This is a genomic window from Paenibacillus sp. NN59, from assembly GCF_057597225.1.
Map to the genome: position 1 here is coordinate 3,887,331 of NZ_CP199678.1, position 15,788 is coordinate 3,903,118.

Genomic DNA, 15,788 nt, shown 5'->3' on the forward strand with positions numbered 1-15,788 from the left:
TCCTCCTATTCATCATAGGCATTTATGATCCAGTTCGATCCGTTCAAGCACGTATTAGTTCAGTACTGTCAGCAGTTTATCCTGCTCGTTCACAGTCTGACTTTTAGTAGGGACAACGTCGAGATAACTGGAAGTATTGGTGATGATTACCGGGGTTACGATCTCGTATCCCGCATCTTTAATCGCTTGCAGATCAAACTCCATGATCAGATCACCTGCATTGACACGGTCACCATCTTTGACATGTGCAGTAAAGTGTTGGCCTTTCAATTGCACCGTATCTTGACCAATGTGAATCAGCATCTCTACACCATCATCTGTAACAAGACCAATTGCGTGTTTGGTACGATACACGGTTTGCACAACACCTGTTATCGGGGACACAACTCTACCACTGGTTGGACGGATGGCAATGCCTTTACCCATATGTTCTCCCGCAAACGTAACATCGTTAATTTCTTTCAGTTCAACCACTTCACCAGCCATTGGGCTAACGATTTCATAACGGTTATTCGGGTTAGGGTCAAGTACAGGTGCCGGAGCGGCTGTTTTTTCAACTGGATCTTTGAAGCCCACAACATAAGTCAAGATGAAACCAAGAATGAATGCGATAATTGTAGCTGCTACAACCCAGAAGAATACGGAATTCATTCCTTCTGTAGGGCTTACATAGCTCGGATAACCGAAGATCCCTAGACCACCAATGATGTAACCTTTCGCTCCGAACAAACCAAGGATACCTCCACCAATACCACCAGCAATACAGCTCATGATAAATGGTTTTTTGAGTGGTAGTGTCACACCGTAAATCGCTGGCTCAGTTACACCGAATATACCGGAAATGAATGCAGGTGCACCGAGTGTTTTCACTTTTTGGCTTTTCGTTTTCAGCATAACCGCCAGCACTGCACCGATCTGAGCAAAGGAAGCTGCAAAAGAGAGTGCCAGAATCGAATCATAACCAAGCGTTGCAAGGTTAACGAATACCAATGGAACGAGTCCCCAGTGGAGCCCGAACAAGACGAATACTTGCCACAAACCACCGATTACAAGACCTGTAAGTAACGGACTCAGTCCGTAAATGGAAGATGTAAATGCACCTAACAGTTGACCTGCCCATGTCGCAATCGGGCCAATAACCAAAAATGTAAGGGGTACAATAACGAGCAACGTACAAAATGGAACCAAGAAGTTACTGACTACTTTAGGCATAACTTTTTTGAAGAAACGTTCAATTTTAACCGCGAAGAACGTGGCGATAATAATCGGGATAACGGATGAAGCATAATCCATCAGAATGACCGGAATACCTAGAAACTCAATCCGAATCGGTGATTCAAACAAAGTGCCTGCAAATAAAGTGTACATCGGTTCCCCAGCGCGTATTCCCGCAAGTGTCGGGTAGACTAACGATGCACCGATGGCCATACCCAGGAACGGGCTTCCACCGAATTTTTTAATGGCCGTGTATCCAAGGAAGATCGGGAAGAAGTAAAATAAACAATCTCCAATAGCGTTTAACAACGCATACGTACCTTCCGTATTGTTAATCCAACCAAGGGACACGAACATCGCCGTGAAACCTTTGATCATCCCTGTTGCTGCAAGCAATCCGAGAACCGGAGTAAATACACCGGAGATCATATCGACAAAACGGTTAAACAAATTGCCTTTTGGACCGGAGTCTGCATCATCCGCATCGACTTGACCCTCAGCAGACAGATTGCCTACTTTAACCACAGCTTTATATACGTCCGGCACTTCGTTGCCGATTACGACTTGATATTGTCCTCCGCTCTGCATAACGGTAATTACACCAGGCATATTTTTCAGTTCTTCTGTTTTGGCTACGCTTTCATTTTTCAGTTTAAACCGCAATCTCGTTACGCAATGGAATACACTGTTTACGTTCTCAGGTCCACCAACCCGTGACAGAATGTCTTTTGCTAATTGATCGTAGTTGCTCATTGTCATTCTTCCTCTCTAAGTAGACTCCCCATGCTTGTGAAACAAAGAAAACCTGAACTACTGAACAATCACAACGTACCGGAGATCCGGAAATCAGTCATGTTATTCAGCAATTCAGGTTTTGCCCTTAACGGTTGCAACCCTGTAAGGCTGTACACATTGATATTTGATTATAAACTGCAAGCACATTGATTCATCCTCAAACCTTTTGGCCCGGCATTGCCTGATTGAACAGTAACAATCCGTTTGGATAATGTATGCGCTTACTTCTTGACATCATCATAGTACATCCGCACTATGTTTGCAAGCACTTTTTTAATTTATTGGTTAATCGTCATGATTATTCAGACGTTGCATTGACCACTCGCTCAATATGAATGGTTAAATACATCATTTCTTCGTCAGTCAGTTGATAGGTGTAGTTATTTTCAATGAATTTTTTGATTTTAACAGAGCACTTGTATGCATCCGGGTATTTTTTCTGAATCATCTGAAACAATTCATCATCATTGTTGCTCTTATAGTGTTTCCCCTTCACCATCCGCTGCGCGAAATACTTCAGGTGTGTAACAAAACGAGTATAGTTCAACGCATTCTCATCAAAGTCTATTTTGAAGTGATATTTAATAACGGTCAGAATCTCCTGCATCACCTGCGTCATGCTACGTATATTGGGCATCTCTTCGTTAAGTGCTGCGTTCACAAAATGCAATGCCATAAATCCGGCCTCATCCTCCGGCAAAAGCACTCCAAATTGATCACAAATCATATTTAACGCTTCGAGACCAACTTCATACTCGTCTTTATACAACTGCTTGGTTTCCCATAACAACCCATTCCGAATCGGAAGATTATTGCGGTACCGCTCAATGGCAAAATGAATATGATCCGTAAGATGCAGATAGATACTCTCATTTAACTTCTTCCCAAGCTTCAGCTTGGCATACGCAATAATTTCTTCGGACACTTTCATATACTCAAGTGGAATGCTGGCAATTAAAGCCTTGAAGTTTTCCTGAATATCTTCATTCTGTAAAGTAAAGATCTTGTCAACATGCTGGTCAGAGATCAGATCACCCGCCTTTTTTTGAAAAGCGATACCTCTACCAATAACAATAACTTCCTGTTCATCTTTGATGGCGACTACCGCATTATTGTTTAACACCTTCTCAATTCTCAATTCATCACTCCAATATACAGAAAAAGGCAAACCATACCTGCGCCTTGAGGTTACTGGACATGCCCTTATCTCTTCAATGTGAACTATATGTGCGTTCATGGTATTACATTTCACTGTTTTATGCAACTAGAAAACGCTAACAGTCTCTGATTGGGATTACGTTTTTTTATGTTTGCTGTCCCGCTCCAATTCCGCCTCAATCTTACGATTAATAACTTCCATTCTCTCGGATGAGATTCGATCTATATCTTTGTATGCCTGATCCGTCTCGTAATCTTCTGACTCTTCTTTAGTCATTAATTTCAGATGATTTTTGATCGTCTTTATATCTTGACGCATATACATCGTCTGCCTGTATTGATCAATAACAACGGCAAAGACGATACCTCCAACGATGATTGGGCCATAAGGAAACATAATACACAAAACAATGCCTACCAATACAAGCATTAAGAAATACATTCGTATCCTCCTGTTTAGTAGAGTATTTCAACCTTAGTATGCATATTCTTAAACAAGCTGGTCAGTTGTATTAAACTACAAATTAAAGTGTTGCCGAATCCATTGCGCCGATTGCTCAGCACTTTGATTTGTATTATCTATTCGAAGATAATGCTCATGTTTAACTTCTCCCGGTTCGGAATTTAATCGGTATTTTCTCATAGAATGCAATAATTCTCCCTCAGACCAAGCAATGTCTCTTTTGGTTGGTTTATGAAGTAAACGATTGGAGCTTTTGTTCCTTTCCAGTCGTTCTGCAACGTTCGCTTCTAGTTCTACATAACATACTTCCGCACCTTGGGAAACAAACATATCGGTAAGATGACGAATATAGGCATGATCTTGCTCCACGTCAAAAGCCCATACAAAAGTAAAAATAAGACCCGGAAGCTCACTCTGAGCAACCGCACGAAAGATCTCCTCCCGAAACAATCCTACAAGTCTCTTCCCCTCTGAAGTGCTATAGCTAAAATAGGGGGATACAAGATCGATCGTCATATGATTATGAAACAGCTTCAGATCGGTGATCTTCTCCAGTTCCTGTCCAACGGTCATTTTACCAACTGCTTGCGGTCCAAAGATAATAATTAGTTTCATTGGTTTCCTCCACCTAAATATAATCGGATGCGAATCCTTAAACAGTATATATTTAATCTATTTTCCCATTCATTTCTTTTTAAGGGTATTCTATCATCATACCTTTCTTGTAATAAATAAAAAAGAGATTTCAAAATCTCCTTGTTAAAAGGGATTGAAATCTCTTTGTACTTTTCCACATATTTTATTTAAAAATGAACATATCATTACCGTCCGATGAGAACCCATCCCCATTTTAGTCGGCGTAATCCCACCGCACAGAGCCATGAAAGCAACAATGATGCGATAAATGATAACACAACGCCTAGGCTGAAGTGACGGGCAAAATCGTCGGTGAGCACAAGCCTCCAGATCATCAAAACTAAAGGATGAATTAAAAAGATTCCAAATGCAACTGTGCCCAGAGAGTCTGTGAAGCGTGACACTTTATATTCGCTCCTGCGGCCTCTCGTACCCACTTTCTCACTCAAAACCAAGAGCACGAGACAAGCAGAAAGTGTAAATATATTTCGTACAATAAACAACACACTGTACATCAAAACCGGCCATTCGATTAACGTTGTTTTAATGATGCCAGAGGCGTACATCGAAATCGCTGCTCCGCTTATAAGTGCAACCAGCAGCACATAACGCAGGCGCATCATTTTATTCATCAACCATTCGAAGTTCAGTCCCATCCATGCTCCAAACCCGATCACTATCAAATAACTGGGTAACAGACTGCCTGTTCGTTCGAAGTCAAACTTTACATTCAATACGTAAAACAGCCCTTGCGCTGCAATAAAATACAAAGGTAAATATTTTCTAAACCATGGTTTCCTTGTTAAATATAATATCCATGGAAAAACGATATAAAACTGGAGAATAATCAGAAAAAAGTACAAATGTGTATGAGCGGTCCCAAGGGTTAATTGCTTCACAAACTGAACACTGTATGCTAATGGTTCCTTTCCTGCAATCAACTTCTTGATGACAAAATAGATCAGCGACCACACGACATACGGCACAAATATATAGAACATTCGCTTCTTATAAAAGGAAATGATCCAGTCCTTCTCGTTTAACTTAGCACTGTAGTTATAGAACAGAACCAGTGAAGATAAAAACAAGAACGCCGGAACTGCAAATTGCAGAAATGTATTCCAGAAATAAAACAGATCATGATCCCATGTATTTTTGGGATAATGCGCAACAGCAGTTGATGTTGCGTGGATCGCTACAACTGCCATAATCGCAATAGCGCGATAGAGATCCAGATACTCTATGCGTCGGGGGCGATTAACCGGTGGACTCATACTTGTAACCTCACTTGTGTCTGATAATAGAAAGATAGTCTCCGTCAATCCAGATTCCAAATCTTATTTTAATCAGCTAGCGAGGAGATTACAATCTTAATTTGTAGTATATTCAATTAACAAGGTTTAGCTACACTCACCCTCTTCAGTAATCATCCTGTAGGTGAATCGATATTTCCCAGATCCTACAGTCATAGCTACATCTGTGCCTGATTTGTTTAAAAATACATAATCAGCAGATTGATGAATCAGGCTGCCGTTCTCCTTAATCGTTCGACGATCGGCATGTGGCAGATGTATCTCCGCTCTCGTATTGGCAGGAATCTGAACACAAAGTTCCATTTCCCCATGTGTCTGTCGACGCCAACTAGACTTTACTTGGCCATACATACTCTCAAAACTAGCTTCTGCCCATTCCAGTCCCGGACCTGGATATGGCTTGATACGAACCTTCTTAAATCCGGGTTGCTTTTCATCAGGCTGAATCCCTGCCACATAACGATACAACCATTCTCCTATAGCACCATAGGCATAATGATTAAACGAATTCATGTCTGCACTCCACAGGCTCCCATCCTCTCTCATGCCATCCCAATGCTCCCACACGGTTGTTGCTCCCTGCGTCACCTGGTATAGCCAGGACGGATAATCTTCCTGCAACAATAATTCATAGGCTAGATCATTCCTGCCCATATCACTTAATACCGGATTCAAATAAGGTGTTCCTACAAAGCCGGTTGTAAGATGATTCTGTGTTTCTTTTAATAGTTCAGTCAATTGAGCAGCAACACGTTTAGAGGCTGATGTCTCCAGCAAATCAAACTGTAAGGCGAGCACATGCGCTGTTTGTGTCGGAACCGCTAGTCTGCCTGCAGGAGTGACATATTCATCTTGAAATGCCTTGACAATATTTCGATGCAGCTCATCATAAACCTTAACATCTTCCAATTTACCGAGTGCAGCCGCAGCTTTACGAGTCAATGAAACGGAGTATGCATAAAATGCAGTTGCGACATAATGAATGTCCGTCGCCCCAACGTAACTGCCTGGCTTGGAATCCAGTGCAAGCCAATCCCCGAAATGAAACCCTGTATTCCAGAGGAAGACATTCTCTCCCTGATCATAAATATACGCAATCCATCTCTGCATACTTTCATATTGCTCCTTGAGCAATCGCATGTCCCCATACATTTCGTACATGACCCATGGACAGATCACCGCCGCATCTCCCCAGGCAGACGAGGAATGACTTGTATCTCCCCAGCCTTCAGAGGTCGAATTTCTCAGGTCCGGAACAAAAAACGGCACGCCCCCATCTTCCCCTTGCTCTGCTCGCAAATCCCGAAGCCACTTCGTAAAAAAGGGGGCTGTATTCATCAGATAAGCGGAGGTTCTAATGAACATCTGTGCATCCCCTGTCCATCCCAGCCGCTCATCCCGCTGCGGACAATCCGTGGGTACGTCAACAAAGTTCCCTTTTTGTCCCCATAAAATATTGTGATGGAGTTGATTAACCAACGGGCTGGAGCAAGAGAAGTGGCCCGTGCGTTCCATGCTGGAATGAAGGACAACTCCTGTAAACTGATCTAAAACAACCTCTTCCGGGAACCCAATTAATTTCACATAGCGGAATCCTTGAAAAGTAAAATGAGGTTCATATGTCTCCATCCCTCCTCCTTTGAGAGTGTAATGTATCCTTTGTTTGGCAGCACGTAGATTATCGATATAAAAATTCCCCTGGTGATCTAATATTTCGGCATGGTGCAGTTCAACCGCCCACCCTGCATCCCCCTCAATACTGAATCTCACCCAGCCTACCATGTTCTGTCCCATATCGAGTACCCGATCTCCTTGCGGTGTTGTCAGTAAAGCTATGGGCTGTAGTTGCTCTATCTGCATGACAGGTACATTCTCTTGCGCAACGATGATGTCCTTTGGATAGGAAAGGACCTGAGCAGGTAACCATGCACCTTGAGATTGATCCCCCCAGTCGCTCTCCATACGCGCATCATAGGTTTCCCCCATATAAATGTCTGACATGCAAATGGCACTTGGTGCAGTAGACCACTCCTCATTCGAACCGATGATCTCCTCCGAGCCATCAACATATCGAATGTGAAGCTCCATCAGTAAAGCAGATGTAGAACCGTAATTCTCTCGTTCAATTTTCCAACCAAGATGCCCTAAGTACCAACCATCTCCAAGATAGGCTCCAAGCACATTTTCTCCAGTCTTAAGCTGATGAGTCACCTCATAAGTCTGATATTGCAAACGCTTACTATAAGTCGTCCAACCTGGCGTAAAATAATCTTCACCTACCCGGGTATGATTCAAATGTAACTCATACATTCCAAGTGCCGTAGCATAAATGGTTGCACGTAGAACAGGTTTCACAATGTGAAAGAATCTTCTCATGCGTGGACAGGATGATTCAGGTTCACCAGATCTGTTGGCTGTAATCCACTTTCCGGTCCAATCGGTGCTGAGTTCCATGCGTCCCATCTCAAAATATGCGGCATCAGACCACCCTGAGGAATTTTCAAATGCATCCCAAACCTGAACCCGGTAAAAATACCGTGTTCGAGCAGCCGGTTGAAAACCTTCGAGCTCGACATGAACAGACTGATCTGATTGTAGCTCTCGTGAATCCCATATGATAACTGCAAAATCAGGTGTATGAGATAGCTGAACCTGATAAGACGCCTGTATACAATTCCTACGATCTGATTCCAACTTCCAGCTCAGTCGGGGCGATTTGACATCCAGACCAATTGGATTCAACCGATATTCACACCGAAGGTCACTGATCTTTAACATATTGTGATCATCCTCTCCATCATGGCTTCCCTTGGTAGGTTACGATATAATTATATCGATTCCAGGGTGTGAATTATCCGGTAAAACGGACTCTTTTACCCCCTTATACAGCCATCTGTGGGAAGGAGAAACGGTGTATGAAAAGGTCTGTAGAACTATTGAAAAGCGAAGCATTCCTGAACCGTCCACTACAGTTATTCGTTAATCGCTGCTTTGAGAACTTTATAATGCCCTTTCACACCCATGATTTTGTTGAATACAGCTATGTTGCCGAAGGTAGTGGGTTTCACCACATCGGTGAAGATATTGTACCTGTCAACAAGGGCATGTTATTTGTCATTCCTATCGGAATCCCTCACGTCTTCCGCCCCGTGAGTACAGATGCAACAAAAACACCCTTGGTCATCTATAACTGCTTGTTTAACGCCGAATTAATACAATCTTTGAGACATATTCTTCGGGATGAGGACATTATGCAACATCTGATGGACCTTGAGCAAAATCGGCAGAAGTATATCTCCGTCACAGATCATACAGGACGTTTGGAAGAATTAATGCATCAGTTATACCGTGAATTCTCCGTTCCCGGACCAGGTTCACTTGCGATGTTAGACACACTGGTTAGCCAATTAATTATCATGACTTACAGACAGGATCAACAGAAGAAGTGTATGGACTCCACTCCACATCCCCCTATGTTTCATGACCTGGAAGCCATTCTTCATTACCTCAGGCAACATCTTGGCGAACGTATCCTTATGAGTGATTTGGTTCAGTTATCGCGGTGGAGTGAGAAAAAGATTGGAAGAATGTTCGTCCGTTATACCGGGCAGACATTTAGATCCTATGTACAACATCTACGCATTCAAAGAAGTTGTGAGCTGTTAAAGAGATCGGACCATAAAGTGGGTATGATTGCTGAAATGGTTGGTTATCAGGATATGGATTCCTTTCATGCTGCCTTCAAAAAAATAACGGGTGACAGCCCGCTAGCCTATCGCAAAAAATCCAGAGTATGACTTCTGCTCTGGATTACGGTAGTATTTTTTAATATTAAATATGAAGAACTGAAGGCAGCAACATCTCATCGATGTACAGCTTCGCATCTTTCCAGGACGACATTAGAGGAAAGCCATACTGCTCACGATGTAGTCTGTTCCACGGATGTGGAATACAGATTACTTTCCGACCACTTTCTACAGCCGGAATCAGATTATGTGGCCCATCATCGATTAAAAGATCAAATGTGAGCAAGTTTTTGCGTTTACACGTAATGAATTGCTCCAGTTTAATAAACGGCATATGTAGTTGCAGCCAATTCCACTTCTCATTAACCGTTCTCGGTTCTGCCGCTGTAACAATAATGAGATCATATACCTCGTTTAACTTCTGCATCTCTTCTACCACATACTCGTCATATAGTTCCAGTTCTTCGAACAGACCAGGACGCCCGTAAAATACCTCATGTGTACTATCAGGGTGACGCAAGTGCGTTGTATCCCAGTCGACCATATCTTCATATTGGAGAGGGTGCGTCGGGAAACTCCTGTTGTTATGGTATATAGCCCGTTTAACCAATTGACAAATCGTGTCATCCATATCTACGGCAATAATCGATTTTCTCATTTTCATTCCTCCCTGATACGAACACAGTATATCATCTCATCCGGGACTCAGTCATTCATTTTCATAGGAACAATCCGAAAAAGGCTCTGCTCCGTAGCAAAATTCTACGAAACAAAGCCCTTTAAGTTCGTTCTAGGATCAATCCATATCCTCGCCGTTTGAAGCAATTACTTTTTTATACCAACCAAAACTTTTTTTCTTATACCGGTTCAATGTCCCCTGTCCGTTATCATCCTGGTCCACATAGATTACACCATAACGTTTGGACATTTCCGAGGTAGATGCACTGATAATATCAATGGCTCCCCAGTTCGTGTATCCCATCAGTTCTACACCGTCCATGACCGCTTCCTTCATCTGTGTAATATGTTTACGGAGGTAATCGATTCGGTAATCATCCTGAATGGAACCATCCTTCTCTACTTTATCTTTCGCGCCGAGCCCATTTTCAACAACGAACAACGGCAATTGATAACGATCATACAGCTCCTTCAGTGCAATACGCAGCCCAACCGGATCAAGCTGCCAGCCCCATTCCGTACGCTCCAGATTCGGGTTTTTGATGGTACTGTATAAGTTCCCGCCCGTAACCCCATAATCCTCAGGATTCACCGCAGACACCAACGAAGTATAATAACTGAACGAAATAAAATCTACCGTATGCTCACGTAGTATTTGCTCGTCTCCAGGCTCCATGACCACGTTTATTCCATGATCTGACCAGTAACGAGTCATAAACGCAGGGTAACTGCCGCGAACTTGTACATCCGTATGCAACAGGTTGAGTTGATTGTCGATTTGAGCTTGTAGCACATCTTCGGGATTGGACGTCGCCGGGTAATGGATCATACGGGCCAGCATACATCCAATCTGGAACTCTGGGTTAATCTGCCGTGCTCTCTCAGTCACCAAACTACTGGCTACAAACTGATGATGAAGCGCCTGGTAGGACGCCTGCATAACGTTATCCACCCGATCCTCGATGATGCCTCCACCTGTAAACGGCTCAATAATCGTCGTGTTGATCTCGTTGAACGTTAGCCAATATTTAACCTTATCCTTGTACCTAGTCATGACCGTTTCTGCATATTTCACAAAATGCTCAATAACTTCACGACCTACCCAACCGTTATATTTCAGTACAAGTGACATTGGCATCTCGTAATGAGAGAGGGTTACCAGTGGCTCAATATTGTAATTCCGAAGCTCGGAAAATACCTCATCATAAAAACGAAGGCCTTCTTCGTTTGGCTGCTCATCATAACCGTTCGGGAAAATACGCGGCCAGTTGATGGACAGACGGAACGTTTTAAAACCAAGCTCGGCAAACAGGGCAATATCTTCTCTGAAACGATGATAAAAATCAATACCATATCGTTTCGGATAACCTTCCGAACTGTGATGTGCCATTGCCTTCTCCACCTTGGCAGTTGTGACATGCATCAACTCTCGCAAATTGGTATAATCCTTCTTCTCAAAATAAGGAACCATGTCTGCCGTAGACCAGCCTTTTCCTCCGACATCAAACGCCCCTTCAGCCTGGTTGGCAGCGATTGCGCCGCCCCATAAGAATCCTTCGGGAAATCCTTGTCTATTGTTCATATCAATCTCTCCTTGTTCACAGATTTGCTTTCAATACCTTCTCACCCATTTGCATATTTCCAAGTTGTATAGGCATAATCTCTTTATAATCGGCTGTATTGGTCACAACCATAGCAGTGGTTATGTCATATTCCTTCGCAATCTCATCCAGTTCAAAGGTTAGCAATAAATCACCAGCTTGTACGCGAGTCCCCGTTGCTACATGAGCTTCAAAGTATTGTCCGCGTAGTTTCACCGTGTTGATCCCAACATGAATAAGAAGCTCCATACCCTCATCACTGCGGACAACAATCGCATGTTTGGTTTTGAATACGTTCATCACCGTGCCTGTAACCGGGGACACCAGTTCACCCAAAGTAGGAACAAACGCCACACCTTTGCCCATCAATTCATCACCAAATGTCGGATCATTCACTTCTTGCAATGGGATGGATCTGCCTGTCATCGGAGCATAAGCGATAGCATCACCCGTGGGTGCAGGGACACCAAGATCCTCTATGTTGACAGGCGCGTCAACCATGTTAGCCTTATCTGTTGATGAGGTAGCGTTAGAAGCACCTGGAGCGAATTGGGCCAGCGCCTCTGCATCACCCTCTTCTTCCTTAATTCCGAACAGAATGGATACAATCGTACCTACAACAAAAGCGATAATCATACCTCCAAAGGAATACAGGAAGGTCTGTCCAACAAGGGACGGTAACCCCGGAAGTCCGCCATTCCCCGCGAGTACATAGGCTTTAGCGCCAAAAGCCAAGGCGAAACCGCCACCTACTGCACTACCGATCATCGCAGCGGCAAATGGCTTTTTATATTTCATATTAACCCCGTACATCGCCGGTTCGGTTACACCCATCAGAGCCGTGAAACTCGTGGATAAGGCCACGGTTTTGAGTTTTTTATCTTTAGCGCGGAAGAATACACCGAGTGTTGCACCAGCCTGACCCATATTGGAAATGAACGTCAGAGGTAGGAATTTGTCAAAACCAAGTGTAGCAATATTGCTGAGAATAATCGGTACTAAAGCGTAGTGCATACCGGTCATGATAATCAGTGCCATGGCACCGCCAAGTACGATACCAGCGATCAAACCACCTTCGTTCAGTAGCCAGTTAATCCCACCGGACAAGCCATTACCAACAAATGTACCCAATGGACCAATCGCAATCAGTGTGACTGGAACCATCACCAGGAGCGTAATCAGTGGCACAAGCAAGAGTTTGAGCGCTGCAGGGATGATCCGATCCACCCATTTTTCAACATAAGACATCAACCATACCGCCAGCAAAATCGGAATAACCGATGAAGCATAGCTTACCGCCGTGACCGGAATGCCTAGAAATGCCACCGTTTCTCCGCTGGAGAGCAAGGCCCCCATGTCGGGATACATCAAGGCTGTACCTAGTGCAATCGCTACGAATGGATTACTGCCAAACTTGCGCGCAGCGCTGACTGCAATTAGCAGTGGCAAGTAATGGAACACACCGTCACCAATCGCGGACAGGATACGATATGTGTCTGTACCAGCGGACATCCATTCCAGTGAAACGAACAGGGCCAGTAACCCTTTTAACATACCTGCGGCTGTTATGGCCGGCAGCATGGGAGCAAATACACCAGCAATCGTTTCGAAGATGTTCAGGATTACATTTTTACTTTTCTCCGGCTTAGCCTGCTTGTTATCTGCGTTTTGCTGAATGGACGGTTCTTCCTTCACCATCGCATCAAACACTTTGGACACATCGTTACCGATAATGACCTGGAATTGATCCCCCGAAATGTTAGTACCCATCACTTTGTCCAGCTGTTTGAGCGCGCCGTTGTCGACTTTTTCATTACTTTTCAGATCAAAGCGCAGCCTGGTAACACAGTGATAAACCGAGTTAATATTGTCTTTTCCGCCAACGGCTTTGATGATCTGCTGTGCCGTGTCTTGATGTTTCATCTTCATTTCCTCCTTAATTTCCCCATAAAAAATACCCGAACAAAAATACGCAGATGTACCTGCATACTTTCATTCGGGTATTGCCTGATTGAACAGTAACAAGCCCATAGCGTTTAGGAAAACGTTACGTTTCCCGTTTTGTTTTCATGAGACGCTCCAGATGCAGGGTAAGGTACAACTGCTCCGAGTGAGTCATATCGTATTGATAATTTTTATGGATAAATGTCTCAATCTTGCCGATACATTTAAAGGTCTCCGGATAGTTTTTCCGGACCACCTCATACAGATACTCCTCCGCATCATCATGAGTCGAATGTGTAATGACTCGCTGACAGAAGTATTTTAGATGTGTGATAAAACGGAAATAGTTCACGCTATCCTCATCCAGTTCGACATTAAAGTGATATTTGATAATGTTCATAATCTCCTGCAGCAACTGCATCAGATGTGTAACATCATTCATGGAGTCGTTGACTTCCGCATTGATGAAATGCAGTGCAATGTTACATATTTCATCTTTAGGGAATTCGATATCCAGTCTTTCCTTTAGCAAGGTCAACGCCTCTTTGGCCACATCGTATTCTGCCTTATAGAAATGTTGCACTTCCCACGAGAGCGGATTGCGCGTAATCATTCCCTTCTCCAACCGCTGAACAGCAAAATGAATGTGGTCAGACAAGGAAACATAAATCCCGTCACTGATCGTTTTACTCAGCTGCGTTCGTGCCAGCGTTACAATGTCATCGGTTGCCTGCAAAATCTCAATTGGTACTTCAGCTACAATGGATTTGAATTTCTCATAAATCGATGTATCCTGAAGACGAAACACCTTTTCGATTCGCTCTTCGTCAATCTCATCGCCAGCTTTGAACTTAAATCCGATACCCCGGCCGAGGATCAGCAATTCCTGATTTTTATCATCTACTGTGCTGACGATATTGTTATTAAATATCTGTTTAATAATCATAATGGACCCACCTGGTTTATTTTGAGACATAAAAAAGGGCAAAACCAAAATAGAAATAATAAGATCATTTCCATTGTGGTTTTGCCCGCTTTACCGGTAACAAGCCTCGCAAGTAGTCTAGCACAAGCTGAAAACGGTGTCAACTAAGGGCATAAGTTAAAAATATAGAGTATGCAACATTTTCCTTTTCATCCACGTTAATAGTGTATCCAACTACAAATATCTAATGCAATCACAATTACATTTACGTAACAGGAGGAATACGTCTTGAAAAAATTGATTTCTATCACCGCAACGGTCACTTCTATGTCACTATTATTATCTATAGCTCCCGCCGCTTGGGCAGAATCAAGTCCTACTTCCGTGGTTCAGGATGTTTCCAATACGCTGAATCTCGATCAAAAAGTGACTGAGCAATTAACCGATGCCATCACAGCACTGGCTGGAAAACAAACGATTCAATTCACATCGGCAGACACTGCATTTGAAGATTGGATGGTTAATAGTACATTAACTGGCTTAGCCGAGGCCGATGTCTCTCAAAATTATAATTCCAAAATGGGAAAAGTTACTTCTACCCTAATCAATTATAAAGCGGATGATCTTAACAAAGTATTGGATCAAGCTTTATACACCAAAATACAATCGTTCCTGAAGTCTTTCGACAAAGACAAAAAATTTAAAGCGGATGCCTTCTGGCGAGTTAAACAAGATGTAAACGACAGCGGACTCAAAAACTACTGGGTGATCTGGGGACATGACCAAAGTTTATACGTTGATGTGGATCATAACAACCAATTGTCAGCAAGTATTCTGTATGATCTTAGGGATGCACGAGCTACACTTACGAACAAAGCCCGAAACTCACTCAAAATGCTTGGCATCTCATCCGTTAAGGCATTTGATTATTCATTGCTTACCAAAGAAAACAAAGATACACTCTGGGTATATCAGGATGATAGTAGTATAAACTCAGTGCATATTGGAAGTAGCACCGGCAAGGTGTGGAAGGTAATCAACGAATTTGGCACGGACTGGAACAATGATGCTGATTTTAAAAAGTCTTTTGCCAAACCTAAGCTGAGTAAAAAGAAAGCCCTCTCCGCCGCAGTGCCAAAAGTAAAATCGATCTTTGGCCTGAATTTGAAAGGATACAGCGTTCGTATCCAAGATAACCAATACACCTTTACAAAAAAAGGGGCCACCACCCTCATCGGTAAAATCAACAAAAAAGGCGCTTTTTATTCGTTTGAAGCGATTCCCGTAAATGGAGTACGGAACTAACTGTCCGTT

General features: G+C 43.1%; 12 protein-coding genes. 2 read left to right on the top strand and 10 right to left on the bottom strand.

The features are described 5' to 3' along the window. Positions 1-54: 54 nt before the first annotated feature. The 6 genes from ACT89M_RS17035 to ACT89M_RS17060 form a co-directional block, all read right to left on the bottom strand. Entirely contained in the window at positions 55-1,968 is a 1,914-nt protein-coding gene (locus tag ACT89M_RS17035) for a beta-glucoside-specific PTS transporter subunit IIABC (RefSeq protein WP_090916892.1), read from the bottom strand. Positions 1,969-2,308: 340 nt separating this feature from the next. Beyond that, a complete protein-coding gene (gene licT, locus ACT89M_RS17040) occupies positions 2,309-3,148 on the bottom strand; it encodes a BglG family transcription antiterminator LicT (protein WP_090916894.1) in 840 nt (279 codons plus the stop codon). Between the two features lie 156 nt (positions 3,149-3,304). Continuing rightward, positions 3,305-3,610 (bottom strand): hypothetical protein, encoded by a 306-nt coding sequence (locus ACT89M_RS17045; RefSeq protein WP_154890510.1) that lies wholly within the window; start codon positions 3,608-3,610, stop codon positions 3,305-3,307. A gap of 75 nt (positions 3,611-3,685) precedes the next feature. Beyond that, the gene (locus tag ACT89M_RS17050; protein ID WP_154957495.1) at positions 3,686-4,246 is read right to left on the bottom strand and encodes an AAA family ATPase; all 561 of its coding nucleotides are present in this window, start codon (positions 4,244-4,246) and stop codon (positions 3,686-3,688) included. A gap of 206 nt (positions 4,247-4,452) precedes the next feature. Beyond that, positions 4,453-5,541, bottom strand: coding sequence for an acyltransferase (locus ACT89M_RS17055; RefSeq protein WP_154890512.1), 1,089 nt, complete (start codon positions 5,539-5,541; stop codon positions 4,453-4,455). Between the two features lie 126 nt (positions 5,542-5,667). Next, on the bottom strand, positions 5,668-8,358 hold the full coding sequence (locus tag ACT89M_RS17060) for a family 78 glycoside hydrolase catalytic domain (RefSeq protein WP_154890513.1): 2,691 nt from the start codon (positions 8,356-8,358) through the stop codon (positions 5,668-5,670). A gap of 137 nt (positions 8,359-8,495) precedes the next feature. On the opposite strand from ACT89M_RS17060, the gene ACT89M_RS17065 reads away from it, so the two are divergent. Beyond that, positions 8,496-9,377, top strand: a complete 882-nt coding sequence (locus tag ACT89M_RS17065; protein WP_154890514.1) for an AraC family transcriptional regulator — start codon at positions 8,496-8,498, stop codon at positions 9,375-9,377. A gap of 34 nt (positions 9,378-9,411) precedes the next feature. On the opposite strand, the gene ACT89M_RS17070 is transcribed toward ACT89M_RS17065, so the two are convergent. The 4 genes from ACT89M_RS17070 to licT (ACT89M_RS17085) all read right to left on the bottom strand — a co-directional run bounded on the left by ACT89M_RS17070 (position 9,412) and on the right by licT (ACT89M_RS17085) (position 14,495). Next, entirely contained in the window at positions 9,412-9,984 is a 573-nt protein-coding gene (locus tag ACT89M_RS17070) for a 5' nucleotidase, NT5C type (RefSeq protein ID WP_487344762.1), read from the bottom strand. A gap of 138 nt (positions 9,985-10,122) precedes the next feature. Next, positions 10,123-11,586 carry a glycoside hydrolase family 1 protein gene (locus ACT89M_RS17075; RefSeq protein ID WP_487344763.1) on the bottom strand — a complete coding sequence of 488 codons (1,464 nt, stop codon included), beginning with the start codon at positions 11,584-11,586 and terminating at the stop codon, positions 10,123-10,125. Positions 11,587-11,602: 16 nt separating this feature from the next. Continuing rightward, positions 11,603-13,528 (bottom strand): beta-glucoside-specific PTS transporter subunit IIABC, encoded by a 1,926-nt coding sequence (locus ACT89M_RS17080; protein ID WP_154890517.1) that lies wholly within the window; start codon positions 13,526-13,528, stop codon positions 11,603-11,605. 124 nt (positions 13,529-13,652) lie between these two features. Next, positions 13,653-14,495 carry a BglG family transcription antiterminator LicT gene (licT, locus tag ACT89M_RS17085; RefSeq protein WP_090916914.1) on the bottom strand — a complete coding sequence of 281 codons (843 nt, stop codon included), beginning with the start codon at positions 14,493-14,495 and terminating at the stop codon, positions 13,653-13,655. Between the two features lie 267 nt (positions 14,496-14,762). Here licT (ACT89M_RS17085) and ACT89M_RS17090 point away from each other — a divergent pair, with 267 nt between their 5' ends. Next, positions 14,763-15,779 carry a hypothetical protein gene (locus ACT89M_RS17090; protein ID WP_308721641.1) on the top strand — a complete coding sequence of 339 codons (1,017 nt, stop codon included), beginning with the start codon at positions 14,763-14,765 and terminating at the stop codon, positions 15,777-15,779. The last annotated feature ends 9 nt before the right edge of the window (positions 15,780-15,788 follow it).

Coding starts and splice junctions, on each gene's coding strand:
- ACT89M_RS17035 (WP_090916892.1), bottom strand. CDS start 1,968: ATGAGCAACTACGATCAATTAGCAAAAGACATTCTGTCACGGGTTGGT.
- ACT89M_RS17045 (WP_154890510.1), bottom strand. CDS start 3,610: ATGTATTTCTTAATGCTTGTATTGGTAGGCATTGTTTTGTGTATTATG.
- ACT89M_RS17050 (WP_154957495.1), bottom strand. CDS start 4,246: ATGAAACTAATTATTATCTTTGGACCGCAAGCAGTTGGTAAAATGACC.
- ACT89M_RS17055 (WP_154890512.1), bottom strand. CDS start 5,541: ATGAGTCCACCGGTTAATCGCCCCCGACGCATAGAGTATCTGGATCTC.
- ACT89M_RS17060 (WP_154890513.1), bottom strand. CDS start 8,358: ATGTTAAAGATCAGTGACCTTCGGTGTGAATATCGGTTGAATCCAATT.
- ACT89M_RS17065 (WP_154890514.1), top strand. CDS start 8,496: ATGAAAAGGTCTGTAGAACTATTGAAAAGCGAAGCATTCCTGAACCGT.
- ACT89M_RS17070 (WP_487344762.1), bottom strand. CDS start 9,984: ATGAGAAAATCGATTATTGCCGTAGATATGGATGACACGATTTGTCAA.
- ACT89M_RS17075 (WP_487344763.1), bottom strand. CDS start 11,586: ATGAACAATAGACAAGGATTTCCCGAAGGATTCTTATGGGGCGGCGCA.
- ACT89M_RS17080 (WP_154890517.1), bottom strand. CDS start 13,528: ATGAAACATCAAGACACGGCACAGCAGATCATCAAAGCCGTTGGCGGA.
- licT (WP_090916914.1), bottom strand. CDS start 14,495: ATGATTATTAAACAGATATTTAATAACAATATCGTCAGCACAGTAGAT.